Origin of the sequence: Nonomuraea sp. NPDC050783 (genome assembly GCF_040802095.1) — a bacterium.
In the GTDB taxonomy this organism is placed as follows: Bacteria; Actinomycetota; Actinomycetes; order Streptosporangiales; family Streptosporangiaceae; genus Nonomuraea.
This window is the reverse complement of the sequence record NZ_JBFAHK010000002.1, coordinates 550,361-575,479: the sequence shown is the minus strand read 5'-3', so window position 1 is coordinate 575,479 and position 25,119 is coordinate 550,361. Positions and strand designations below refer to the sequence as shown.

Below are 25,119 nucleotides of genomic sequence, written 5' to 3'. Positions count from 1 at the left end.
CAACAAGTCGGCGAAAAGACGAAAGTTCTGCACAGCTCCTTGTGGACCGGTGCGCGGGGGACCTACTGTCACGTCACCCCCCGAGAGAAAGAGCACCGGATGCGCCGCCTCCTCCTGCCCGCCGTGCTGGCGTTACTCGTCACCACCGGCACGCCGGCTCCGGCCGGCGCGGCCCCCGTCACGAGCCAGGCCCCCGTCGTCACCCGGGCGGCCCTCGACCCGGCGCTGGTCGCCGGACGGGGCGCGGCCGTGCCCTTCGCCGAGCAGGAGGCGGAGAACGCCGCCACCGACGGCACGGTCATCGGCCCGGACCGCACCGCGTACACGCTGCCCGCCGAGGCCTCCGGCCGCCGGGCCGTCAAGCTGGCGCCCGGCCGGCACGTCGAGTTCACGCTCCCGGCCGCGGCCGACGCCGTCACCGTGCGCTACAGCATCCCGGACGCGCCCGGCGGCGGCGGGATCACCGCGCCGCTGGAGGTCACGGTCAACGGCGGCCACCGCAGGACCATGACGCTGACCTCGCAGTACGCCTGGCTCTACAACCAGTACCCGTTCAGCAACGACCCCGGCGCGGACCTGCTGCACCCCGACTGGTGGATCACCGAGTGCGCCTGCGTGCCGGCCGCCACCACGCCCCCGCCGGTCGTCGCCAGGCCGTTCCGCCCCGGCCACTTCTACGACGAGCAGCGGCTGCTGCTCGGCCGGACCTACCGCGCCGGCGACCGGGTACGCCTGACCGCCCCCGCCGGCCGCGCCGCGGCCTGGACGGTCATCGACCTGCTGGACTCCCAGCTCGTCGGCCCGCCGCGGGTGGAGCCGGGCGCGGCCAGTGTGCTGGCCTTCGGCGCCGACCCGTCCGGCCGGCGCGACTCGGCGGGGGCGTTCGACCGGGCGATCGCCTTCGCCAAGCGGGCCCGGCTCAAGGTGTACATCCCGCCCGGCACCTACCAGGTGAACCGGCACATCGTCGTGGACGACGTCACCATCGCCGGCGCCGGCGACTGGTACACGATCATCAAGGGCCGCGAGGTCCCGCTCGCCACCCCCGCGCCCGACGGCTCCACCCACACCGGCGTCGGCTTCTACGGCAGGCCCGCGGCCGAGGGCGGCAGCCGCAACGTGCACCTGTCGGGGTTCGCGATCGAGGGCGACGTGCGCGAGCGCATCGACACCGACCAGGTCAACGGCATCGGCGGCGCGCTCAGCGACTCCACCGTCGACGGCCTGCACATCCGCCACACCAAGGTCGGCATGTGGTTCGACGGGCCGATGACGAACCTGCGCGTCACCAACAACATGATCGTCGATCAGGTCGCCGACGCCGTCAACTTCCACACCGGCGTCACGAACTCGGTCGTGGCCGGCAACTTCATCCGCAACACCGGCGACGACGGCCTGGCCATGTGGTCGGAGAAGGCGGCCGACGCGGGCAACCGGTTCGAGCGCAACACCGTGCAGTCGCCCGTGCTGGCCAACGGCATCGCGATCTACGGCGGCCGGGACAACACGGTCTCCGGGAACCTGGTGGCCGACCCGGTGCGCGAGGGCAGCGCCCTCCAGGTCGGCTCCCGCTTCGGGGCCGAGCCGTTCGAGGGGCGGCTGACCCTCGACGGCAACACCACCGTGCGGGCGGGGACGTACGAGCTGAACTGGAACATCGGGCTCGGCGCCCTCTGGTTCTACGCGCTGGAGCGCGACATCGCCGCCGACGTGCGGGTGAGCGGCAACCACTTCCTCGACAACACCTACAACGCGATCATGCTGGTGAGCGAGTGGTCGGTGCGGGACCTCTACGCGATCACCGACGTGCACGTCCAGGACACCCGCGTGGACGGCACCGGGACCTCGGTGGTGAGCGCCCGCGCCAAGGGCTCGGCCACGTTCGAGAACGTCGACGCGCGCAACGTCGGCGCGGTCGGCGTGAACAACTGCGGCTCCTTCGGCTTCCCGCCCACCGGCTCGGAGTTCTCCCTGACCGACCTCGGCGGCAACGACGGCGGCTGGCTCGCGCCCTGGATGGTGCCGAACACCATCACCTGCGACGACCGCCCGCCGGTGGTGCCGCCTCCGCCGCCGTCCCCGTGGTGACCCCCGGGGACGGCGACCGGCGGGCTATCCGCGCATCGCGTCCAGGCCCTTGACCACGGTGGTGGTCAGGGTGCCGACCTCGCCGATGCCGATGGTGACGACGTCCCCGTCCTGGAGGGTGAACGGCAGGTCCGGCACCAGGCTGGTGCCGGTGGCCAGCACGGCCCCGTCGGGGAAGGCGTCCGCGCGGAACAGGTAGCCGGCCAGCTCGTCGAGGCGGCGGTTCAGCTCGGAGGTGGACGACTTGCCGTCCCACACGGTCTCGCCGCCGCGGGCGATGGTGAGCGCGATGTCCAGCGCGTACGGGTCGGCGACCTCCCAGGCGGGGCGGATCGCCGGGCCGACCGCGCACGCGCCCAGGTAGATCTTGGCCTGCGGCAGGTAGAGCGGGTTGACGCCCTCGATGGTGCGGGAGCTGACGTCGTCCACGACCGTGTAGCCGACGATCTCGCCGGCGGCGTTGAGCACGAGGCCCAGCTCCGGCTCCGGCACGTCGATCCCGGAGTCGGCGCGCACCGCGATGCGCCCGCCGTCGCCGCTCACCTTCCAGGCCACGGACTTGAAGAACAACTCGGGCCGCTCGGCGTCGTACACCAGCTCGTACACGTCGGCGGCCCGCTCGCTCTCCAGCACCCGCGCCTCCCGCGAGCGCCGGTAGGTGACGCCCGCCGCCCAGACCTCCATCCGCCCGTCCACCGGCGCCAGCCTGCGCGTCCCCGCGGAGGGGTGCCGGGCGCCGTCGGCGGCGGTGACCCGCTCGCGCAGCTCCCCGGCGGGCAGCCGCAGCAGCTCGCCGACGGTGGTGATCCCGGACAGCTCCACCACGTGCTCGCCGTCGTCCACGCCGACCGCGTCCGCGCCGGTCAGGGGGCTGACGAAGCGTACGATGTGCATGCCTGCTCCTCGCTTGATCTGATGAGGCGTGTCATCGAGGGAAAGTCTCCCTTATGTCGTGATATGCCGCCGCGCGGGGCGAGCCCTGTCGCCGCGATCGCCTGACGGCGCGGCCCGCGCCTTGGTGTAATCGGACGCGTACACTCAGCGACGATCCCCCTCTGGCGGTGACCCCCGTGCGCCTCGACACCCCTCCCCGGCCGGACGGCGTCACCACCTGGGACGAGTACGTCGCCGCCCTGCGCACCCTGCGCCTGTGGGCGGGCGCCCGCGGCGACGCCGAGCTGGCCGCGGCCGCGCCGGGCCTGACCGTGGCGGCCGTGCGCGGCGTGCTCGGCGACCACCGCCGGGCGGTGCCGGACCGGCGGGCGGCCGAGCTGATCGTGCGCGCGTGCCTGCTGCTGCGCGAGCGGCCCGAGGACGAGATCGCGGCCGAGCAGCGGGTGTGGCGGGCGGCCTGGGACGGCGTGCTCACGGCCACGCGCCGCCCGGCGCGGCCCGCCGGGAACGGGCGGGTCACCGCGATCGCGGCCGGCGTGCTGCTGCCCGCCGCGACCGGCGTGGTGGTCAACCTGGCCACGAGCAACACCGGCAACTGGCGGGCGTGGGGCGCCGTCGCGCTGGTGCTGGTGGCGCACGCGGCGCTGCTGGCCGTGGTGCCCGCGCGGTGGGCGCGCGAGCCGCTGCCGGCGGCGCTCGCGTCGGCGCTGGCGGTCGCGGTGACCGTCGGCCTGGTGCTGGCCCTGCCCGCCGGGCCGCCGCCGCCCGCCCCGGAGCCGGACGCGCGGGCCACCGGCCGGGCGACGCCGGCGCCCTGCCTGCGGGAGCCCGTCCGCCCGAAGATCATCCGGCCGGACGACCCGGACCTCGGCCGCACCTGGGCCGACGGCTACGTCTGCCCCAACCACCCGGCTCCGGTGCACCTCGGCCCGGACGTCACGACCGCGCGGGCCGGGCTGCTCAAGACCACGCGCAGCATCTTCCTGTGCACTGTCAGCAGGCGCGACGGCTACTGGTACCGCACCGTGGCCGACACCGACGACGCCAACAACGGATGGGGCTACGTCGCCCAGGCCTACATCACCTCCCCGCACCCCATCCCCGGCCTGCCGGCCTGCCCCGGCTAGAACGGCCTCGAAGCCGGGCACGCGCGGCCGGGCACGCCTAGAAGCCGAACAGCAGCTGGTAGGCGTTGAGCCCCCAGATCAGCGTCCACACCAGGACGGCGGCGTGCCGGCCGTCGGCCGCCCTTACCCCGTTCATCTCATCGCCTCGCTCCCCGGCAGATCCCTGCCTCACCCGTTGACCGGCTTGCCGAGCGCGCTGCCCGCCAGCCAGTCCTTCCACGACCTGGCCCACGGTGTGGGGCCGTTGCCGAACTGCAGCTTCCTGGAGGTCCCGGTGACCTCGATGATGTCGCCGCGCTGGGTGAACTCGTAGAACCAGCGGGCGTCGTCCGGGCTCGCGTTGACGCAGCCGTGGCTGACGTTGCGGTTGCCCTGCGCGCCGGTGGACCACGGGGCGGCGTGGAAGAAGGTGCCGCTGTAGGTCATCCGGACGTTCCACTTGGTGCGGATGCGGTACTCGCCGGGCTTGCCGACGGTCGCGGAGTCCATGACGGTCTCCGCGGCCTTCTCCTGGGCGATCATGACGCCGGAGTAGCTGTCGTCGCCGGGCTTGCCGAGGCTGACCGGGATGGTCCTGACGACCTTGCCGCCCGCCCGCACCACGGCCTCGTGGGCCCTGGCGTCGACCTTCGTGATGTGCGAGGGCCCGACGGTGAAGGTCAGGCTGCGGTCCTTGGTACCCCACACGTCGCGCCCGACGCGCAGCCCCGCCAGGTGCGCCACGACCGTGACCCTCTCCCCCACCGGCCAGTACTCGCGCGGCCTGAACTGCACCTCCCGGTCGCTCACCCAGCTCCAGGCGCCCTCGACCGGCTCGGACATGCGCACCGCCAGCGCCCGCTCGATCCTGGCCCGGTCGGCCTCGGCGGTCACCGGCCGCGACAGCAGGAGCTGCACGGGCATGCCGACGCCGACCTTCTCCCCGTCCAGCGGCGACATGCCGCTCTCCAGCGCCCGCTTCGGCTTGAGGGTGGTGAAGGTGGCCGTCGCCGTGACCGGCCGGCCGTCGGTGCCGGTGGCCTTCGCGGTGACGGTGTACGACGTCGAGGGCCGTAACGGCCACCGGGGCCGCCACGTGCCGTCGGAGCCGAGCGCGCCGTCCACCGCGCGGCCCTTGGCGTCGGCCACGCTCACCCCGGTGACCTTGCCGCCGTCGGCCCGGACGCCTACGCCGGTGTCCGGCGGCACCTTCTCCGTCCCGTCGGCGGGTGTGATCGACAGCTTGGCCGCCGGTTCCCGCCGCGCCGGGGTGTCCGCTCCGCCGGGGCCGCCCGGCGGCGCCGTGCCGCCGCCGGAGCTGCAACCGGCGGCCAGGAGCCCGGTGGTCATGAGCGCCGCGGCGAGGGCGCCCGCGATCGTCGTGCCGGTCCGAGCGTTCCGCATCGTCGATGCCTCCCGCGCCTGACGTGCAGGCTGATGTCCAGGTCACTTGCGCCTTGGGAACTCATGCCCCCGATGGCGGCGGGCATGCGGATCACGGGGTTGACAGGCGGCGGGGGCGGGTCTTCCCTCGACGGTACGGGGGTCCGAAGGGGAGCAGCCATGTCCGCGATCCGCCCGCCCATGATCCACCCGCCCGTGGTTCCGGCCGTCCTCGCCGCGCTGTGCGCCGCCGCGCTGTCGCTCGTGCCCCTCGGCGCGGCGCGGGCCGCCGCCGCGCCCGCCCCGGCGGGGCCGGGGGCCGCCTCGCACTTCGGCCTGGCCCGCAAGGACTGCGTGGGCACGGCCGCGAACCGGACCTCGAAGGTCTGGTACACGGTCGCGGGTGGCGTCCTGTCGGACGTGTACGAGCCCACGATCGACAATACGAACGTCGAGACGATGCAGTTCATCGTGACCGACGGCCGCACGTTCACCGAGATCCAGGCGCGCGACACCACCTATCAGGTGGCCACCGACCGCTCCGGCATGACCTGCACCGTCACCTCCGCCAGCAGGGCCGGCCGCTACCGGCTGACCACCACCTACGTCACCGACCCCGATCGCGACGCCGTCGTGGTGCGCACCCGGATCCAGCCGCCGGGGCTGCGGCTGTACGCGCGCCTCGACGCGACCGTGAACGGCAACGGCGGCGGCGCGCCCGCGAACGGCGGCGCCGACGACGCCGTGCTGGACGGCCCGACCGGCGCCCCGGTCCTGTCCGACGACGGCACCGCGACCAACGCCACCGCCCGCGACTACGCCGTCCCCACCCACCTGGCGCTGCGGGCCGAGCGGCGGCTGCCGGAGGCGAGCGTCGCGTACGCGGGCACGCCCGGCGACGGCGCGGCCCAGCTCGACACGGCCCGCGCGCTCACCCCCTACACCGAGGCGCCGGACGGCAACGTGGTGGCCACCGCGCGGCTGCCGCTCGACGCGGGCGGCGAGGTGACCTTCGCGCTCGGGTTCGGCCGCGACCGGGCCGCGGCGCTGCGGGTCGCGGGCGAGGCCGCGGCCCGGCCGTTCGCGCTCACCCGGGCCCGCTACGAGAGCGGCTGGGCCGCCTACGACGCCGGCCTGCGCCGCCCGCCGGCCGCCCACGCCGACCTCTACCGGCTGTCGGCGAACGTGCTGAAGGCGAGCGAGGACAAGACGTTCCCCGGCGCGGTCGTGGCCTCGCTGGCCAGTCCGTGGGGGCAGGCGGTGCCCGCGGGCGACCTCGCCGGCGGCAGGGCGGTGTACTTCGGCTCCTACCGGGAGGTGTTCGCCCGCGACCTGTACGAGGCGTTCACCGGCTTCCTCGCCGCCGGCGACCTGGCGACCGCCCGCGCCACGGTACGTTTCCTGCTGGAGCGCCAGCAACTGCCGGACGGGCGGCTGCCGCGCAACTCGCTGCTCAACGGGCGGCTCGCGCCCGACTCGGGCGGCGACCAGCTCGACGAGACGGCGTACCCGCTGCTCATGGCGTACCAGGCGGGGCTGGCGGGCGAGCGCGGGCTGTGGGACGACGTGCGGGCGGCGGCCGACTTCCTGCTCGCGCGCGGCCCGGCGTTCGGCGTGGAGCGGTGGGAGGAGCAGTCGGGGTACTCGCCGTCCACGATCGCGGCCGAGATCGCCGGGCTGGCGGCGGCCGGGGAGATCGCGGCCCGGCAGGGCGACGCCGCGCGGGCCCGGCTCTACCGGGCCACCGCCGACCACTTCGCGCGGTCGGTCAAGCGGTGGACGGTCACCACGACCGGCCCGTACGCGCCCCGCTACTTCCTGCGGCTGTCGCGGGACGGCGATCCGGACGCGGCGGTGCCGTACAACCTGGGCAACGGCGGCCCCACCGAGGACCAGCGGCGCGTCGTGGACGCCGGCTTCCTGGAGCTGACCAGGCTCGGCGTGCTGCCGCCCGGCGATCCCGACGTGCTGGCCGGCCTGCCCGTGGTGGACCGGGTCATCCGGCGGGACACGGCGGCCGGGCCCGGCTGGTACCGCTACGGCAGCGACCTCCAGGGCACCGAGGACGGCTACGGCGACTGCTACGAGCCCGACCCGACCTCCTGCGCGCCGTCCGGCCGGCCGTGGCCCGGCGCCAACACCGGCTCCGGGCACCTGTGGCCGGTCCTCGCCGGCGAGCGGGCCGAGCAGGCGCTCCAGACCGGCGGCCGGGCCACGGCGGCCGCCCTGCTGGGGGCGATGCGCGGCATGTCGTCCGGCACCGGGCTGGTGCCCGAGCAGGCGTGGGAGAACCCGGACCTGCCCGCCTCGCCGTACGGGAGCGACCCGGCCACCGCCTCGATCGGCTTCCGCGACGGCGGCCCGGCCGGCTCGGCCTCGCCGCTCACCTGGGCGCAGGCCCAGGCGTTGCGGCTGATCCTGTCGCTCGGCGGCACCCGGCCGGTCGAGCAGCCCGCCCTCGTCCGCGAGCGCTACGCCGCGCGGGGCGGCGCGCCGCGGGCCGCCCCGCTCACCGTGACCGCCCCCGCCGACGGGAGCACGGCGCCCGGCACGTCGGTCGCGGTCGAGGGCACGGCGGAGCCCGGCGCGCGGGTGGACGTCGCCGCCGCGCCCGTGGACACCGGCGCGCCCGCCCGGGTCGTGTCGGTGCGGGCGCGCGCGGACGGGACGTTCTCGGCGTCCGCGCCGGTCTCGTTCGGCGAGGTCGTGCTGACCGTCACGGCCACCACGGCCGACGGCCGCACCGGGTACGCCCGCCGCTCGGTGGTCGGCGACATCACCGGCGCGACGGCCGTGCTCGACGTGACCGACCCGGAGGGCGACGACCACGGGCCGGGCGGCTACGCCTACCCCACCGCCGCCGACTTCCACGACGGGGCCTTCGACCTGCGCCGGTTCCAGGTGATCACCGACGACACCACCGTGTACCTGCGGGCCGAGCTGCGGGACCTGACGCCGACGTTCGGCAATCCGCTGGGCGCCCAGCTCCTCGACGTGTACGTCCAGGACCCGGCCGTCGCGGATCGCTCGACGGAGGCGGCCTCCCCGCTGCGCGGCTACCGCGTCGCCGAGGCCGACGCCTGGACGCAGCGGGTGGAGGCGCAGGGGTTCGCCGCGCCGGTGTGGGTGGCGGCGGACGGCGCGGCGCGGGCGGGCGCGGCGGTCCGCGCCTCCGGCGCCACCAGGACGGTCACCGTCGCCCTGCCCAGGGACGTCTTCGGGACGCCGGGGCCGGGCTGGCGCTTCGCCGTCGTGCTGCACGGGCAGGACGGGTTCAGCCCCGACCAGGCCAGGGGGTTCGCGGCGACGCCGCAGCCGTACCTGTTCGGGGTGTGCGCCGAGGGCGGGACGGGGCCGCTGTGCGCGGCCGACCCGGCCACGGTGCCCAGGGCGATGGACGTGATCGTCCCGCCCGGCCGCTCCCAGGAGGACGTCCTGAACCCTCTCGCCGGCCCGGTCACGCTCCCCGCCGTCACCGTCCCCTGACCGGCGCGCAGGCGGCGCTGCGGCTGGAGCCGACCGGCACCCGCCCCGCCCGCGCCCTGACCGTCCCGACCGGCACCCGCTCCGGTCTCCCACCCGCTCCGCCCGGCCGGTCACCGGCGCCGGGCGGTCCTCCTACGCGAAGCGCTCGACCGTGACCGGGATCAGCCCCTGCTCGCGCACGGCCTGCCGGTGGTGGTGGAGCAGCGCGCCCAGGGTGTCCAGGGAGCCGGCGCCGAGCCGCGCGGTCACGTCCACGCACCAGGCGATGCCGGCCCCGATCCGGCGCAGCTCCCAGGTGAAGCCGTGCCCGCCCGCGCTGCCGGACGCCTTGCCGACCACCCGAGGGTCGCCGGTCGGCTCCAGCCGCAGGGCCGCCTGCGCGGCGGCCAGGCCGTCCGCGCCCAGCTCCCCGGCGAACAGGATGCGGTAGCGGCGCGCCCGGGCCGCGTCGGAGGAGCCCAGCCGCAGCGGCGGCGCGGCCGGCAACGGCTGCCGGCGGCGGAAGTGGCCACGCAGCTCCTCCTCCTCCGGCAGCTCGCCCCCGCCGAGCCGGGCGTAGGCGTCGCGCGCCTCGGACCGGCCCGCCGGCGTCACCCGGGAGCGCAGCGCGCCGTCGGCGCGGATGAGCCGGCTCACCTCCGGCGCGGCCAGCCACTCCCCGGTCTCCGATCCCCACTCGGCGCTGTCGATGCCGGCCGCGGTGAAGTCCTCGCAGAGGACGAACTCCTCCACGAGAACTCCCGCCGGGGACCGGTCATGTGCCGAGGTGGAGATCAGGTAGTAGTCCATTCCCCGCATGATCCCGGGCTCCGGATCGCCGGAGCAAGCCTCCGCGCCGTGCGTGCCCGGTGCGCGGCCCGGTGCGCGGTCCGGGTGCGGTCCGGGTGCGGTCCGGGTGCGGTCAGGCCCCGGTCCGGGGGGCGGGGTCCGCCGCGGGCGCGCAGGCTGAGCAGCGCGTCGAGCCGGTCGACGCCGGCGCTGGGCGATCGCGGTCAGCCTGATCGCGGCTCCCCGCGGCAGACGGAGTGCATCGTACGTCAGCCGCGCCGGTGCCTGGCCCCGGCAGGACAAAAGTGTGTCATCCGGCAAACCGTCTCTGGCGAACCAGACGCGACCCGCTGGTGTCGAATCAAGGTGGGGCGGTCCGGTACAGGCCGGGCCTTGGTTCGACGGGGAACCGCGCTCAGGGGCGGTGCGCGGAGGGGGAATCACATGAACACTGGTACGGGACGGGTGGTCGCCTCGATCATCCTGGTCGTGGCGGCGTACGGGGCGGCTCACCACGCTCCGGGGACGGGTACGGTCCAGGCGGCGGCCCGGCAGGACCCGCGTACGGACCCTCCGGCCCCGCCCGCGACCCCGGCGCCGCCGACCGGCCCCGCGACTCCCGAGGCGCGGCCGACCGCGTCCCGGGACGCCTCCAGCGGCGCCGACGCCACCACCGGCGGCCGTCCCGTGGACTGCCGCCGCGCCAAGTGCGTTGCCCTGACCTTCGACGACGGCCCCGGTCCTTACACCGGCACGCTGCTGCGCCACCTGGCGGCCCACCACGCGCACGCCACGTTCTTCGTCGTCGGCCAGAACGTCGCCGCCCGCCCCTCCGTCCTGCGCGGGATCGCCGCCGCCGGGCACGAGATCGGCAACCACACCTGGTCGCACCCCGACCTGACGAAGCTGCCGATGGCCGCCGTCCGGGCCCAGGTGGCCCGCTGCGACCGGGCGGTCAGGAGCGCGGCGGGCATCTCGCCCGCGCTGGTCCGGCCGCCGTACGGGGCCCTCGACACCACCGTGCGCGCCGCCGTCCGGCGTCCCCTGGTGTTGTGGAGCGTGGACACCCTGGACTGGCTGCACCGCGACAGCGCCAGGGTCGCCAGAGTCGCGATCAAGGGGGCCCGCCCGGGTGCCGTCATCCTCTTCCACGACATCCACCCGACGACCGTGCGCGCCATCCCCAAGGTGCTGAAGGCGCTGTCCCGCGAGGGCTACACGTTCGTCACCGTCAGCCGGCTGTTCGGCGGCCACCCGCCCCGCCTGGTCTACGGCGCCCCGCACCAGCTCTGACCCGGAGCCGCCCCCGCTCCGGGTCCGTGGCGGTCAGCCGCCCAGGTCCAGCCGGGCCAGCTCGGTCCTGGACGCCACGCCGAGCTTGGGGAACGCCTTGTGCAGGTGGTAGCCCACCGTGCGCGGGCTCAGGAAGAGCCGCGCGCCGATGTCGCGGTTGGTGTCGCCCCGGGCGGCCAGCCGGACGATCTGCAACTCCTGCGCGGTGAGCAGCCCGGCCGCGCCCGGCAGCCGGGCGCCGGGGGCCGTCTCCCCCGAGGCACGCAGCTCGGCGCGGGCACGGGCGGCCCACGGGGTGGCGCCGGCCCGTTCGAACACGTCCAGCGCCTGCCGGAGATGGATCCTGGCCTCGGCCTTGCGCCGGTTCCTGCGCAGCCGTTCCCCGAACAGCAGCCGGGTACGGGCCTCCTCGAACGGCCGCCCGCCGCTGAGGTGCAGCCCGACGGCCTCGGCGTAGCGGGCTTCCGCCTCCTCCTCGCTCGCGGCGGTCAGCGCCCGGCAGCGCAGGGCGACCGCGCGGGCCCAGGGCTGCCCGCTCGCGGCGGCCCACCGGCCGAACCTGGCCAGCGGCGCCTCCGCCCGTTCCGGCTCCCCGGACCGGACCGCCGCCTCCACCAGGTCCGGCACGAACAGGGTGGTCGAGAGCTGGTGGCGGACGGCGCCGTCCAGGCCCGTCTCCAGATGGTCCAGGGCCGCCCGCGTCCGGCCCTGCCCGAGCGCCAGCAGGCCCTGCGCCCACACCGCCCAGGCCAGGCTCGACACGTTGCCGTGATCGATGGCGTGGGCGCGGACGGCGCCGGTCAGCCGCTCGCAGGTCTCCTCGTCGCCCGAGACCGCGGCGAGCCAGGCGAGCACGCCCTGGAGGTGATCGACGCGGTGGTCCTGCCCGGTGTCCTCGGCGATGCGCACGGCCTCGGTGGCCGACACCCCGGCCTCCTGGAAGCGGCCCAGGTAGAGCTGGCTGCTGGCGAGGTTCTGCAGCGCGTGCGGCAGCCAGCCGACCAGCCCCTGGTTCCGGCAGTCGTCGGCCAGGCGGGCGGCCAGGTCCAGGGAGGTCTCGTCGTCCCCCACCATGAAGGCCATCGACGCGATGATGAGCCGCTCGCCGGGCGCGGTGGGCGGGAAGCGCCGGGCGGCGGCGAGTGCCGCGTGGATGGGCGGCAGGCCGCGCTCCGGGTCGCCCGCCAGCAGGGCGGCCAGCCCGGTCAGGGCGGAGATGACCGGCCGGAGGGGGTGGCCGGCGGGCAGGTCGAGGGCGTGCAGGCGCTCGACGGCCTGCCCGGCCAGGTCGGGCGCGCCCGCGAACCACGCGTCGCGGACGGCCTCGGTCAGCAGGGACGCGGCCATGACCGGGTCCGTGGCGGCGACCGGCTCGGCGGCGGTCACGAGGATGCCGTGCGCGGCCCGCGGCGAGCCCTGCTCGAACTCGATGGCCGCGCGGACCCCGGCCAGCCTGGCCCGCTCGCGCGGATCGCCGGTGAGCAGGGCCGAGCTGTCGGCCAGCGTACGGGAGCGCTGGAGCTGGCCGGCGTCCATCGCCGCCTCGGCCGCGCTGATCAACCGGCGCACCTGGTCGCGCTGGCCGGGGCTGAGCTGCGCGGCCCGCTGGTAGGCGGCGGCCGTGGCGGCCAAGCCGCTCCTGCGCCTGGCCCGTTCGGCCGCCCGCTCCAGCTCAGCGGCGACGGCCTCGTCGGGGCCGGTGCAGGCGGCGGCGAGATGCCAGGCCCGCGCGTCAGCCCGCGGCCCGGCTCCCGGACCGGCGTCCAGGCCGGTGGTGGCCTCGGTGAGTGTGGCGGCCAGGGCCCGGTGCGCGGCGAGGCGCGTGGTGAACGGCTCCCCCTGGTAGGCGGCCGCCCTGATCAGCGGGTGGCGGAAGGCGAGCTGCCCGTCGACCCGGATGAGCCCGGCCCGCTCCGCCGGCTCGACGGCCTCGGTGCCGACGCCCAGCCGCCGCGCGGCGGCGAGGACGACGCCGGGATCGCCGGTGCTCTCGGCGGCTGCCACGAGCAGCAGGGTCCGGGTGGGCTCCGGCAGGGCCTGGATCTGCGCCTGGAAGACCTCCTGCATCCGCTCGGTGAGCGGCAGCGGGCCCGGATGGTAGGCCAGCGGGGCGATGTGGCCGATCCGCTGCTCGGGGGTGAGCGCCGCGGGCAGCTCGATGAGCGCCAGGGGGTTGCCCTCGCTCTCGGCCAGGACCCGGTCCCTGACGTGCGGCGCCAGCGCGCCGGCGGTCTCGCTCAGCAGCGTGGCCGCGTCGGCGGGGCCGAGCCCGCCGAGCGGGAGCTCGGGCAGCCCGGCCGGCCGGAACGCGTGACCGCCGTCCCGCGTCGCCAGGATCAGCGCCACCCCTTCGGCCTCCAGCCGCCGCGCGGCGAACATCAGGGCGTCGGCCGACGACCGGTCCAGCCATTGGGCGTCGTCCACCAGGCACAGCAGCGGCCCGTCGCCGGCCAGCTCGGACAGCAGGGTCAGGGCGCCGAGTCCCACCAGGAAGCGGTCGGCCGCGGTGGCGCCGGCCAGCCCGAAGGCGCCGGCGAGCGCGTCCGCCTGCGGGGCCGGCAACCGGCCGAGCCGGTCGAGCCCGGGACGCAGGAGCTGGTGGAGGGCGGCGAACACCAGCTCGGTCTCGCTCTCGATGCCCACTCCGCGCAACGTCCGCATGCCGGTGGCCGCCGCCTCGCGCGCCGCGAGCTCCAGCAGCGCCGACTTGCCGATGCCCGCCGGTCCCCGCAGCACCAGCACGCCACTGCGGCCCTGCCTGGCCTCCGCCAGGAGCCGGTCGATCCGATCGGTCTCGGCCTCACGCCCGTACAACACCGGACGATCCTATTCAGACCGTGACGTATGCCCGCAGAGGGATGACCGGTCAGGTGACAGATGCCGCGCGGACGGTCCCGCCGTAGCGTCACGGATGGTAATCACCCCCCTTCCTCCGCCCTCCCTTTCACGAGGAGCATCCGATGACCCGTCCCCGATCCTCCGTGGCCGCAGGCGTGCTGGCCGCGGCCCTGATCGCGCTGTTCGCCTACCTGTCGCCCGGCCTGGCCCTGTGGCTGACCTTCATCCCCGCCATGGTGATCGCCTACGGTTGCCACCTCGCCACCACCGACCGCAGGCCCCCCGACCCCTCCCGGGTGCTGCCGATCTACCTCGTCGGCCTTGCCTGGCAGTTCCTGCACTTCGGCGAGGAGTTCATGAACGGGTTCAACACGCGCTGGCCGACGGAGGTGTTCGGCGCGCAGGCCATGTCGCTGCCGATGTTCGTCTGGATCAACATGGTCAGCTACGCGGCCTTCGCCATGGGCGCGCTCGCGATCTACCGGGGCTGGCGGGTGCCGCTGCTCATCGCCTGGTTCTTCGCGATCATGGGCGCGATGGGGAACGCGATCGGCCACCCGATCTACGACCTGGTCTCCGGCGACCTGGCCTTCCCCGGCATCGTCACCTCGCTCGGCTACTGGGTCATCGGCCCCGTCCTCGTGTACCGGCTCTGGACCGCCGCGCTCCCCCAGCCGTCCGGCACGCCGCTCCCCCGGCCCGCGGCCGCCTCCGCCCAGCTCTGACCGATCACCCCGCACGGAAGGACCTCTCATGCGAACGCCATTCGTTCCCGACCGCGAGATCGCCGAACGGCCCGGCGGCTACAGCGGGCCCAACCTGTCGCCCGTGGGGCTGGAGCTGGTGCCGCGCGAGCTCACCCAGGGGGTGTGGGCGCTCATGGCCAACCTGCCGCCCAAGGACAACAACGGGGTGGTCTGGGGGCGGGACGCCGCGCTGGTGATCGACGCCGGCATCACCCCGGAGGTCTCGGCCAGGATCCAGACGGCCGCCGCCGCGCTCGGCGACCGGCCGCTCCGCTACCTGGTCAACACGACGTACCACGGTGACCACACCTTCGGCAACGCCGCGTTCCCCGAGGACGTCGTGATCGTCTCCTCCACCGCCAACAAGGCGAACATGAGCGACCTGGCCTACGAGAAGCGGGTCCGGTCCGGCAACATGTACGGCGACGCCGCCCTGCTGGACGAGGTCACCCGCTGGCGTACGCCGGACCTGACGTTCGACTCCTACGCCGAGATCGACCTGGGCGGGCGGGTGGTCCAGCTCCACCACTTCGGCCCCGGCAACGGGCCCGGCGACACGATCGTCTACGTCCCGGACGCGCGCACCGCCTGGACGGGCAACTTCCTCTGCCACGCCGGCACCGCCCACATGCTGCTCCAGGGCGCCCCCGAGCCGTACGTGGACTCGCTGCGCCGGATGCGCGAGGCCCTGCCGGAGCTGGAGACCATCGTCCCCGGGCACGGCCCGATGGGGAACGGGCCGGCGGCGGTGGACACCCTCATCGGCTACCTCGAACGGCTCCGCGACGAGGTGTGGTCGAGCGTGCGGGCGGGGCACAGCCTGGAGGAGACGCTCGCGGCCTGCACCGACCCCTGGGCCGGACACCTCGACCCCGGGCTGTCGGCCGCCCTCGCCGGCTACCCGGTGCCCCAGGACCTCGCCCGGCAGGGCATGCTCACCCTCTGCCGGAATCTGCACCGGCTCAACGTCCTGGCCACGTACCGGATCTACAGCGCGAGCGGCGGCCCCGGCCCGGCTCCGGTGGCGGCGGCGGATCAGGGAGGAGCCTCCTGACGGCCCTCTGATGGCCGTGACTTCGGGGGCGGATGTCTGAACTTTTCCAGACACGCCCCCGTACCTGTCTGTGTGAGCGGTGGTCGCGCATGAAACCCGGACAGGAGGGACGACGCCTGAGCGGCACCGACAGCAGGGACGGCGCGCAGGCCGGCTCGACCGGCCTGCGCGGCCCCCGCGCGGCGGTGTTCGCCGTCGTCTGCGTGTACGCCGCCCTCGGGATGCACCTGCTGGCCGGCGGCCCCGGCGCCCGCTTGGAGCACGTCGCCGCCGCCACCGCCGCGACCGGCGCCGGAGCCTTCCTCCTGGCCCGCCGCCGCCGATCGCCCGCGACGCTGGCCGTGGCCGCGTTCGCCGCCCAGTACGGGATGCACCGGCTCTTCAGCGCGGGCGCCGCCGGGGCCCCGGCCGCCCACGAGCACGCCCTCCACCAGCCCGCCCTCCATGAGCACGTCCTCCACCATGAGCACGGGGGGCTGTCGGCGGGGCTCGGCATGGTGGCCGCGCACCTGGCCGTCGCGGTGCTGTCCGCCTGGTGGCTGGACCGGGGGGAGACGGCGCTCGGCACGTTCCTGCTGCTGCTGGCCGGCGCGGTGCGCGGCCTGTGGCACGGCCTGGCCACCCGCCTCCCGCTCCCCGAGGCCGTCGGCCGCGGGCCCGTCACGTCCCCCGGGGCGGGCGTCCGGGCGCCGCAGGTCCTGGCGGGGGCGTTGTGCCGGCGCGGCCCGCCGGCCGCCCTCGCCGAATGACGACCTGACCAGGATCCCTCCACGAGCCCGCGCGATCGCGCCGGACGCCACCCTGAACCGGACGCCACCCTGAACCGGACGCCGCTCCGAACCGGATGCCGCCCTGGATCGGACGCCGCTCCGAACCGGATGCCGCCCTGGATCGGACGCCGCTCCGAACCGGATGCCGCCCTGGATCGGACGCCGCTCCGAATCGGACGCCGCTTCGAAGGCGCCCGAGCGCCGTCCGAGCGCCGCCGCGCGACCGTTTCGCCGTGCCCGGACGCCGGGCCCGGCCGTGCCCCCCTGCCTCTCCTCCGTACCGGAACGGAGTCCGCATGACCTCTGTCGAGGCCCGCCCCGCCGGCCGTCCCCCCTCCTCCTTCCCCTCCCCCTCGCCCTCCCCCGCCTCCGCCGCCGTCCCGTCCTCGCAGCGTTACCGCGCCGTCTGGCGCTGGCACTTCTACGCGGGCCTGTTCGTGGCCCCCGTCCTGCTCGTGCTCGCCGTCACCGGCTCGATCTACCTGTTCAAGGAGCCGTTCGAGGCGTGGCGCTACCAGGACGTCCGCACGCTCGCCGGGCCGGTCGCCGCGCCGCGCCCGCTGTCGGAGCAGATCGAGGCCGCCCGGCGGGCCCGGCCCGGCGCGCCCGTCGTGTCCGTCATCCCGCCCGCCGCCCCCGACCGCACCACGCGGGTCATCCTCCAGGGCGCGGACGCCGACCCGGGAGCGCAGGGCGTCTCGGTCTACGTCCATCCCGGCACGGCCCGGGTGGTCGGGCAGATCGACGACGCGACCACGTTCATGCGCGTCGTCCGCACGATCCACGGCGAGCTGATGTCCGGCACGGTGGGCGACCGGGTGGTGGAGGTGGCCGCCTGCTGGGCGCTGATCCTCGTGGCCTCCGGCACGTACCTGTGGTGGACCGGCCGCCGCGGCCGGCGCGGGAGGGCCGCCCGGTCGCCGCGCGGCCGGCTGCGCCGCCTGCACGTGCTGGCCGGGGTCGGCGCCGGCGCGGTCGTGGTCTTCCTGGTCGTCTCTGGACTGCCGTGGTCGGGGGTGTGGGGGGACGGGTTGCAGCGCCTCCAGGAGCGTACGGGCTCGACCGCGCCCAGCGCCGCCGACTTCCCGCACACCTCGACGCCGCCGCTGTCCGGCGAGCTTTCCACGCACCCCGACGCGAAGGTGCCGTGGGCGGCCGAGCGGCTGCCCGTCCCGCAGTCCGGCACGGCCGCCCACGGCTCCGGCGATCCCGGGTCGGGCGACCCCGGCTCCGGTGGCGAGCACGCCGGGCACGGAGGCGGCGGCGGGGTGCTGCGACCCGGCGCGCTGCCCGTGGAGGCCGCGCTGGCCGCCGCCCGACCGGCCGTCGCCGCGTGCGCGGAGTGCGACGTCAAGGTGCTCCTGCCGGACGGCCCGACCGGGGTCTACACGGTCGTGGCCGAGCCGCGCCGCGACCCGTCGGCCGCGCGCACCCTCCACGTCGACCAGTACACGGGCAGGGTCCTGACCTCCTACGGCTGGGCCGAGTACGGCACGATGGCCAAGCTCGTCGAGCAGGGCATCGCGCTGCACGAGGGCCGCCGGTACGGTCCCGCCAACGTCGCCGTCATGCTCACCGCCTGCCTGGCGCTGATCACGCTCGTGGTCACCGGCGTGTGGATGTGGTGGAAGCGCCGCCCGCGCGGCCGGGCCGGCGCGCCCGCCCGCCCGACGGACCGGCGCACCGCGTACGGGGTGATCGCCATCATGGCGCTGCTCGGGCTGGTGTTCCCGCTGGCCGGGATCACGATGGCGGCGGTGCTGCTGCTGGACCGGCTGGTGCTGCGCCGCGTGCGGGCGGTGGCCCGGTTCGTGGGGTGAGGCGAGAGAGGTGAGGCCAGAGGGACGAGGCCGGCGGGATGGCGTCAGACGGGCGGCGTGCCGTGCGTGTGGAAGGAGGCGATGGTCTTCAGCCCCCACGCCTGGCCCTTGGCCCGCTCGGCCTCGGTCCAGGTCACGGTGCGCCAGTCCGGCGCCAGGATGAGCCGGGTGAGGGGGTTGCACAGCTCGATCCGGTTCCCGCCGGGCTCGTGGACGTAGAGGAAGAAGGTCTGCTGGATGGCGTGCTTGTGCGGGCCGGTCTCGATGAAGACGCCGTTCTCCAGGTGGATGTCGGCGGCGCGCAGGATGTCCTCGCGGCCGTTGGTGGCGAACGCGACGTGGTGCAGCCGCCCGGACGAGCCCGACCAGTCGTCGGTGTAGACGAGGTCGTACGACTTGCTCGCGAAGTGCAGCCACTGGGCCGAGACGCGGCCGCTGTCCAGCATGATCTGCTCGGTGACCCGGGCGCCTCGTACCACTGCGACTCCCAGTACAGGTGCAGCTCGTGGCCGTCGGGGTCGCGGAAGGCGTACGTGGGGTCGCGCCCGGCGTCGCCGTCGCGCCAGCCGATGCCGAGCCCGGCGTCCTCGATCGCCGACACCCGGCGTTCCAGCGCCTCCTGACTGGACGCGCGCAGGCCCGTCGCGCGCAGGCCGGAGGTGCGGTGGGCGGTCAGCTTGAGGCTGTGGTGCTCGTAGTCGTCGTAGGTGCGCAGGTAGGCCGAGTCGCCGTCCTCGCCGTCGCGGGTCATGCCGAGGATCCGGGTGAAGAACCACAGGCTCCGCTCCGGCTCGGGGGTGAGCAGTTCGGTGTAGCCGAGGTGGGCGACGTCGTGCAGCAGGGCGTTCATGGCGTTCCTCCGTCCGGTCGCGGGCGGGGGAAGACCGTCCCGTCGAAGAGCTTGCGCGCGGTGCGGACGCTCGCGGCCCGCACCGCCGTGGGCGGGTCGGCGGTCAGGTCCAGCTCGACCTCCTCCGCCCCGCCTCGGCTCAGCCGTGCGTCCGCTTGCCCAGGGCGGCCTCGTAGGCGCGCATCGTCCGCACGATCGTGGCGCGCTCGGCCGGCGTGAGGCCGTCCAGGACCTCGGCCCACGCCAGCGCGCTGCCCGCCAGCCACTCGCGGATCGGCTCGACGTACCGCGGCGCGATCGCGACGACCCGCCGCCGCCGGTCGGCATCGTCCTCCTCCCTCGTCAGGACACCACGGCGGGACAGGTCGCCCACCATGAGGCTGACGGTCGTCGGAGCGATCTCCAGGCGCTCCGCCAGCCGGCTCACCGTGAGGGAGCCGTCGTACTGCAGGTAGGCCAGCAGCGACAGGTGGCGGGGTGCGAGATCGAGCGTCCGCAGCGCTTCCGGGACGGGCAGCCGCTTGGCGCGCCCGACGAGCCTGGGCATCAGCAGCAGCATGGACCGGACCGCCTGGTCGGTGGTCATGCCGTCCGCGTCGTTGGCCATCTGACACCTCGTCAATTATCTTTAAGAACAAAGGTAATTTGACTGCAAACAGGAGTCCACCATGCCACATCTGACGGTCCGGGCCCTGGAGCCGCAGCTCCAGGGCAACGAAACAGCCCTCATCGCCGCGCTGACCGACGCGGTGGCCGACGTGTACGGCGAGTGGGCACGCGACGTCGCGGTCGTCCACCTCGACGGCGTACCCGCCGGGCGCTGGGGCCTGGGGGGCAAGCCGGTCGCCGAGCCGGCGCCCGCGATCACGTTCGGGATCCGCGAGGCGGCGTTCACCCGTCCCGACAGCGACAAGCTCGCCGACGAGCTCGTGCGGAACGTCACCGACGCGGCGGCCGGCGTCCTCGGGGCACACCTGCGCGACGCCATCGCCGTCGAGCTCGTCGCCACCCCGGCCGGCCGCACCGCGATCGGAGGCGTGATCGTCGATCGGCACCCGGCGGGCCCGGGCGGCGAAGCCGGAGACTCCCGTCCGAGCTGACGCGCGGAGCGGGGCTAGCGCGGCGGGAGGACGGCGACGGCCTCGACCTCGACGAGCTGGTCGGGGTAGCCGAGCACGGTGACGCCCAGCAGCGTGCTCGGCACGTCGTGGCCGTCCATGTGCTCGCGGTAGACCTGCCAGGCCGCTCCCAGGTCGGCCCGGTCGGACGAGGCGACGTACACGGTGGTCTTGACGAGGTCGGTCAGCGCGGCGCCGGCCTCGGCGAGCGCGGTGGCGAGGTTGCGCATCACCTGGTGGGTCTGGCCGGCGACGTCGCCGGGGCAGACGGTGGCGCCGGCGGGGTCCAGGGGACAGGCGCCCGCCGCCCAGACCGCGCGCACCGGCACGTCGGCGACGGCCGCGTAGGCGTACTCCACGGAGGCCAGCTCGGCGCTGCGGATCAATCGGGCGGCTTTCGTCATGCCGGTCAGGCTAGCGGGCGGCGCGCGCTCGCCGCCTCCCGATTTCGCGCGCCGAACGTGTTGACGCCCCCGCAGGTTGGGACTACCGTCGTCTCATAACTAAAAGGAAACTTTCCTAATAGTTTCCTGGCATCCCACCCCCACAAACCCCCCAACGGATGTCGGAGCGTCATGAGACACAAGATCCTCGCTTGCCTGGCGGCGCTCGCGCTGCCCCTCACCGCCGTCGCCGTGGCTCCCCCCGCCGCCTACGGCGTCGTCCTCGCCGCCGACTGGGCGCCGTGGACGGCGTACTCGGCGGGCACCCGGGTGACGTACAACGGCGTCGAGTACGAGTGCGTCCAGAGCCACACCTCGCAGCCCGGCTGGGAGCCGTCGAACGTCCCGGCCCTGTGGAAGGTCGCCTCGGGCGGCGGCACGGACACCACGGCCCCCTCGGTGCCCGGCAACCTGCGCTCGACCGGCGTCACCAGCACCAGCGTCTCCCTCGCCTGGAACGCCTCCACCGACAACGTCGCCGTCACCGGCTACGAGGTCTACCGCGGCACCACCCTGGTCACCACCGTCACCGGCACCTCCTACACCGACACCGGCCTGACCCCCGAGACCGCCTACACCTACACCGTCCGCGCCCGCGACGCCGCCGGCAACCGCTCGGCCGCCAGCACCGCCACCACCGCCACCACCACGGGCGGCGGCGGCACGGACACCACCGCTCCGTCGGTGCCCGGCAACCTGCGCTCGACCGGCGTCACCAGCACCAGCGTCTCCCTCGCCTGGAACGCCTCTACCGACAACGTCGCCGTCACCGGCTACGAGGTCTACCGCGGCACCACCCTGATCGCCACCGTCACCGAGACCTCCTACATCGACACCGGCCTGACCCCCGAGACCGCCTACACCTACACCGTCCGCGCCCGCGACGCCGCCGGCAACCGCTCGGCCGCCGGCGCCGCCACCACCGCGACCACCACGGGCGGCGGCGGGGGCGGCGGGAACAAGGTTCTCGGCTACTTCGTCCAGTGGGGCGTCTACCAGCGCGGCTACCACGTCAAGAACATCGACACCAGCGGCTCGGCGGCCAAGCTGACGCACATCAACTACGCCTTCGGCAACGTCCAGAACGGCCAGTGCACGATCGGCGACTCCTACGCCGACTACGACCGCTTCTACCAGGCGGGCGAGAGCGTGGACGGCGTCGCCGACACCTGGGACGCCGGCGCGCTGCGCGGCAGCTTCAACCAGCTGCGCAAGCTGAAGAAGAAGTACCCCAACCTGAAGGTGCTGTTCTCCTTCGGCGGCTGGACCTGGTCCGGCGGCTTCACCCAGGCCGCGCAGAACCCGGCCGCGTTCGCCGACTCCTGCTACAAGCTGGTGGAGGACCCGCGCTGGGCGGACGTCTTCGACGGCATCGACATCGACTGGGAGTACCCGAACGCCTGCGGCCTGACCTGCGACAGCAGCGGCCCGGCCGCGTTCAGGAACGTCATGTCGGCGCTGCGCTCCCGCTTCGGCTCCGGCAACCTCGTCACCGCCGCCATCACCGCCGACGGCACCGACGGCGGCAAGATCGACGCGGCCGACTACGGGGGCGCCGCCCAGTACGTCGACTGGTACAACGTCATGACCTACGACTTCTTCGGCGCGTGGGACGCGCAGGGCCCGACCGCCCCGCACTCGCCGCTCACCTCCTACCCGGGCATCCCGATCGCCGGCTTCCACTCCGACGCGGCGATCCAGAAGCTCAAGAGCAAGGGCGTGCCGGCGAGCAAGCTGCTGCTCGGCATCGGCTTCTACGGGCGCGGCTGGACCGGCGTCACGCAGGCCGCGCCGGGCGGCACCGCCACCGGGCCGGCGCCGGGCACGTACGAGCAGGGCATCGAGGACTACAAGGTCCTCAAGACCCGCTGCCCGGCCACCGGCACGGTCGCCGGCACCGCGTACGCCTTCTGCGGCAACCAGTGGTGGAGCTACGACACGCCCGCCACGATCGGCGGCAAGATGAGCTACTCGAAGAGCCAGGGCCTCGGCGGCGCGTTCTTCTGGGAGCTCAGCGGCGACACCGCCAACGCCGAGCTGCTCACCGCGATGCGGAACGGCCTGGGCTGACCGGGCCGGGCCGAGCTGGACGGGGGGCCGGCTCCGGGGAGATCCCCCGGGGCCGGCCCCCGATCTCACGCCGCGGCCGTCAGCTCGGCCACCTGCTCCTCGGTCAGCGGCACCGCCGCGGCGCCCATGTTCTCCTCCAGGTGGGCGATCGACGAGGTGCCGGGGATCGCGATCAGGACCGGCGAGCGGGCCAGCAGCCAGGCCAGGCTGACCTGGGCGGGCGTGGCGCCGGTGGCCTCGGCGACGCGGCCGACGGGCCCGCCGGGGGCGGCCAGCCGGCCCTTGGCGACGGGGCTGTAGGCGATGAAGCCGATGCCCCGCGCCTCGCAGTGCTCCAGCACGGCGTCCGAGGCGCGCAGGGTGAGGTTGTAGCGGTTCTGGACGGTGGCGATGCCGGTCACGCGGCGGGCCCGCTCCAGTTGCTCGACGGTCACCTCGGACAGGCCGATCTCGGCGATCTTGCCCTCGTCCCTGAGCGCCTTCAGCTCGCCGACCTGGTCCTCCAGGGGCACCTCGGGATCGACGCGGTGCAGCTGGAGCAGGTCGAGCCGGTCCACGCCGAGCCGGCGCAGGCTCATCTCGACCTCCTGCCGCAGGTACGCCGGCCGCCCGACGGGATGCCACTCCCCCGGCCCGGTGCGTACGAACCCGGCCTTGGTCGCGATCACGACCTGCTCCGGGTACGGGTGCAGCGCCTCGCGGATGATCTCCTCGTTGACGTAGGGGCCGTAGGAGTCGGCGGTGTCGATGAAGTCGGCCCCCAGCTCGACGGCCCGCCGCAGCACCCGGACGCACTCCGCGCGGTCCTCGGGCGGGCCCCACACGCCGGGCCCGGTGAGGCTCATGGCGCCGAACCCCAGGCGGCGCACGGCCCTGCCGCCGAGGGTGAACGTTCCGTGCTGCACCAGAGACATCTCCGATCTTCCTCGTGACCTGGCTGGTCACCACTTCTCAGGAAGCCCCCGCCCCCCGAGCCGCCCCTCCCGTACCCCGTGTACCGGCCCGCAGACCCGCCGGCCGGCCGTCACCTGCGCTGGTGGCCAAACCTGACCGGCCGCGGCCCGCGCAGCCGCACCTCCGGGTCGGTCATCGCCTGGTTCCTGGCCGGGCGCCCGGCGGCCGGCTCGATCTCCGGCTCGGCGCCCTCGGCCTCGGCGATCCGGCGCACGAGCCGCGCCCGCAGCTCCCCGGCGACCCCGGCGTGCGACGGGTGGCCCGCCAGGTTCACCAGCTCGTGCGGGTCGTTGACCACGTCGTAGAGCGCCTGCTCACGGTAGCGGGCGGCGGCGGGGTCGTCCCAGGGGTGGGCGTCCTCGGCGACCGCGTAGTACTTCCACCGGGACGTACGGATGCCCCGCCCCACCTCCGACTCGCTGACCTGGAAGAACACCTCCTCCGGCCAGTCGGCGCGGGCGTCGCGCAGCAACGGCAGGAACGAGCGGCCCTGCATCCGCGCCGGCACCGGCAGCCCGGCGGCCTCCAGCAGCGTCGGCGGCAGGTCGAGGGTGCTGACCGGGCGGGCGATCGCGCCGCCGCCGTCGAAGCCGGGGCCGCGCAGCGCCAGCGGCACCCGCAGCGAGGCGTCGTGGCAGGAGCGCTTGTACTCGCCGTTGCGGGTCTTGAAGTGGTTGCCGTGGTCGGAGGTGTAGGCCACGATCGTGTCGTCCAGCAGGCCGAGGCTGCGCAGCGCGTCGAGCAGCCGGCCCAGGCCCTCGTCCAGGCGCTTGACCTGGCCCAGGTAGCCGCCCATGTGCCGGTGGGCGGTGCCGCCGAGCGCGGCCAGGTCGCCGGGCATCCAGCGGCCCTGGTAGCGCTCCTCGTAGCCGTCGGGCGCCGGGTAGGTGTCCACCTCGTTCTGGTGGTGCGGTTCCAGCAGCGAGACGAACAGGTAGAACGGCTCGTCGTGGTGGTCGGCGGCGAAGCGGATGGCGGCGTCCAGCAGCGCGTCGGAGCGGTAGCCGGGCAGCAGGACGGGCTCGTTCGCCTCGTCGTAGACGATCGTGCGGTAGGCGTCGGAGGTGTGCTCCAGGGCGTTCGCGCCCAGCCACGACCGGTAGCCGCCGCGCTGTTCCTCCGGCACCGGCTCGCTGCCCGCCAGGTGCCACTTGCCGATGTAGCCGGTGGCGTAGCCGGCCGCGCCGAAGTGGTGGGCCAGCGTGCGCTCCCCGGGCGGCAGGACGCGGCCGTTGCGGTGGACGCCGGTCGTGGTCGGGTAGCGGCCGGTCTGCAGCGCGGCGCGGGCGGGCGCGCACACCGGCTGCGGGGTGAGCGCGACCGTGGCCTGCGTGCCGTACCTGGCCATCCGGTCGAGGTTGGGGGTGAGCGGGCCGACGGTGTCCCACCGCTGCTGGTCGGTGAGGACGACGATCACGTTCGGACGACGCACGGAGAA

At 74.9% G+C, this 25,119-nt stretch carries 19 protein-coding genes and 1 pseudogene; 10 read left to right on the top strand and 10 right to left on the bottom strand.

Annotated features, from left to right (window positions below; translation table 11 throughout):
- Positions 1 to 99 precede the first annotated feature (99 nt).
- Positions 100 to 2,088, top strand: coding sequence for a glycosyl hydrolase family 28-related protein (locus AB0H75_RS07460; protein WP_367791925.1), 1,989 nt, complete (start codon positions 100 to 102; stop codon positions 2,086 to 2,088).
- Positions 2,089 to 2,112: 24 nt separating this feature from the next.
- On the opposite strand, the gene AB0H75_RS07455 is transcribed toward AB0H75_RS07460, so the two are convergent.
- Entirely contained in the window at positions 2,113 to 2,982 is an 870-nt protein-coding gene (locus tag AB0H75_RS07455) for a fumarylacetoacetate hydrolase family protein (RefSeq protein ID WP_367791923.1), read from the bottom strand.
- Between the two features lie 167 nt (positions 2,983 to 3,149).
- On the opposite strand from AB0H75_RS07455, the gene AB0H75_RS07450 reads away from it, so the two are divergent.
- On the top strand, positions 3,150 to 4,109 hold the full coding sequence (locus AB0H75_RS07450; RefSeq protein WP_367791920.1) for a hypothetical protein: 960 nt from the start codon (positions 3,150 to 3,152) through the stop codon (positions 4,107 to 4,109).
- A gap of 168 nt (positions 4,110 to 4,277) precedes the next feature.
- Here the strand turns inward: AB0H75_RS07450 and AB0H75_RS07445 are convergent, their stop codons facing one another.
- Positions 4,278 to 5,492 (bottom strand): Ig-like domain-containing protein, encoded by a 1,215-nt coding sequence (locus AB0H75_RS07445; protein WP_367791916.1) that lies wholly within the window; start codon positions 5,490 to 5,492, stop codon positions 4,278 to 4,280.
- 159 nt (positions 5,493 to 5,651) lie between these two features.
- Between AB0H75_RS07445 and AB0H75_RS07440 the strand changes: the two genes are divergently transcribed.
- Entirely contained in the window at positions 5,652 to 8,957 is a 3,306-nt protein-coding gene (locus tag AB0H75_RS07440) for a glucodextranase DOMON-like domain-containing protein (RefSeq protein WP_367791913.1), read from the top strand.
- A gap of 132 nt (positions 8,958 to 9,089) precedes the next feature.
- Here the strand turns inward: AB0H75_RS07440 and AB0H75_RS07435 are convergent, their stop codons facing one another.
- Entirely contained in the window at positions 9,090 to 9,746 is a 657-nt protein-coding gene (locus tag AB0H75_RS07435; protein WP_367791910.1) for a hypothetical protein, read from the bottom strand.
- Between the two features lie 423 nt (positions 9,747 to 10,169).
- Here AB0H75_RS07435 and AB0H75_RS07430 point away from each other — a divergent pair, with 423 nt between their 5' ends.
- A complete protein-coding gene (locus AB0H75_RS07430; protein ID WP_367791907.1) occupies positions 10,170 to 11,018 on the top strand; it encodes a polysaccharide deacetylase family protein in 849 nt (282 codons plus the stop codon).
- A gap of 33 nt (positions 11,019 to 11,051) precedes the next feature.
- Here AB0H75_RS07430 and AB0H75_RS07425 read toward each other — a convergent pair whose 3' ends face one another.
- Complete coding sequence (locus AB0H75_RS07425; protein ID WP_367791904.1) at positions 11,052 to 13,835, bottom strand: AAA family ATPase; 2,784 nt, start codon at positions 13,833 to 13,835, stop codon at positions 11,052 to 11,054.
- Between the two features lie 143 nt (positions 13,836 to 13,978).
- Here AB0H75_RS07425 and AB0H75_RS07420 point away from each other — a divergent pair, with 143 nt between their 5' ends.
- The 4 genes from AB0H75_RS07420 to AB0H75_RS07405 all read left to right on the top strand — a co-directional run bounded on the left by AB0H75_RS07420 (position 13,979) and on the right by AB0H75_RS07405 (position 18,246).
- Complete coding sequence (locus tag AB0H75_RS07420; protein WP_367791900.1) at positions 13,979 to 14,581, top strand: hypothetical protein; 603 nt, start codon at positions 13,979 to 13,981, stop codon at positions 14,579 to 14,581.
- A gap of 28 nt (positions 14,582 to 14,609) precedes the next feature.
- The gene (locus AB0H75_RS07415) at positions 14,610 to 15,656 is read left to right on the top strand and encodes an MBL fold metallo-hydrolase (RefSeq protein WP_367791897.1); all 1,047 of its coding nucleotides are present in this window, start codon (positions 14,610 to 14,612) and stop codon (positions 15,654 to 15,656) included.
- An 89-nt stretch (positions 15,657 to 15,745) separates the two neighbouring features.
- Positions 15,746 to 16,405, top strand: a complete 660-nt coding sequence (locus AB0H75_RS07410; RefSeq protein ID WP_367791894.1) for a hypothetical protein — start codon at positions 15,746 to 15,748, stop codon at positions 16,403 to 16,405.
- Positions 16,406 to 16,722: 317 nt separating this feature from the next.
- Positions 16,723 to 18,246, top strand: a complete 1,524-nt coding sequence (locus AB0H75_RS07405; protein ID WP_367791891.1) for a PepSY-associated TM helix domain-containing protein — start codon at positions 16,723 to 16,725, stop codon at positions 18,244 to 18,246.
- 44 nt (positions 18,247 to 18,290) lie between these two features.
- Here AB0H75_RS07405 and AB0H75_RS07400 read toward each other — a convergent pair whose 3' ends face one another.
- The 3 genes and pseudogenes from AB0H75_RS07400 to AB0H75_RS07390 all read right to left on the bottom strand — a co-directional run bounded on the left by AB0H75_RS07400 (position 18,291) and on the right by AB0H75_RS07390 (position 19,703).
- On the bottom strand, positions 18,291 to 18,725 hold the full coding sequence (locus AB0H75_RS07400) for a VOC family protein (protein ID WP_367791888.1): 435 nt from the start codon (positions 18,723 to 18,725) through the stop codon (positions 18,291 to 18,293).
- A 290-nt stretch (positions 18,726 to 19,015) separates the two neighbouring features.
- A pseudogene (locus AB0H75_RS07395) lies at positions 19,016 to 19,096 on the bottom strand (hypothetical protein); the annotation flags it as partial.
- Positions 19,097 to 19,235: 139 nt separating this feature from the next.
- Positions 19,236 to 19,703, bottom strand: coding sequence for a MarR family winged helix-turn-helix transcriptional regulator (locus AB0H75_RS07390; RefSeq protein ID WP_367791885.1), 468 nt, complete (start codon positions 19,701 to 19,703; stop codon positions 19,236 to 19,238).
- A gap of 61 nt (positions 19,704 to 19,764) precedes the next feature.
- On the opposite strand from AB0H75_RS07390, the gene AB0H75_RS07385 reads away from it, so the two are divergent.
- Entirely contained in the window at positions 19,765 to 20,196 is a 432-nt protein-coding gene (locus AB0H75_RS07385) for a 4-oxalocrotonate tautomerase family protein (RefSeq protein ID WP_367791882.1), read from the top strand.
- A 14-nt stretch (positions 20,197 to 20,210) separates the two neighbouring features.
- On the opposite strand, the gene AB0H75_RS07380 is transcribed toward AB0H75_RS07385, so the two are convergent.
- A complete protein-coding gene (locus AB0H75_RS07380; protein WP_367791879.1) occupies positions 20,211 to 20,618 on the bottom strand; it encodes a RidA family protein in 408 nt (135 codons plus the stop codon).
- Positions 20,619 to 20,789: 171 nt separating this feature from the next.
- On the opposite strand from AB0H75_RS07380, the gene AB0H75_RS07375 reads away from it, so the two are divergent.
- Positions 20,790 to 22,727 carry a glycosyl hydrolase family 18 protein gene (locus AB0H75_RS07375; protein ID WP_367791876.1) on the top strand — a complete coding sequence of 646 codons (1,938 nt, stop codon included), beginning with the start codon at positions 20,790 to 20,792 and terminating at the stop codon, positions 22,725 to 22,727.
- Positions 22,728 to 22,792: 65 nt separating this feature from the next.
- On the opposite strand, the gene AB0H75_RS07370 is transcribed toward AB0H75_RS07375, so the two are convergent.
- Entirely contained in the window at positions 22,793 to 23,641 is an 849-nt protein-coding gene (locus tag AB0H75_RS07370; protein WP_367791873.1) for an aldo/keto reductase, read from the bottom strand.
- 110 nt (positions 23,642 to 23,751) lie between these two features.
- Entirely contained in the window at positions 23,752 to 25,113 is a 1,362-nt protein-coding gene (locus AB0H75_RS07365) for a sulfatase-like hydrolase/transferase (protein ID WP_367791870.1), read from the bottom strand.
- Positions 25,114 to 25,119 lie beyond the last annotated feature (6 nt).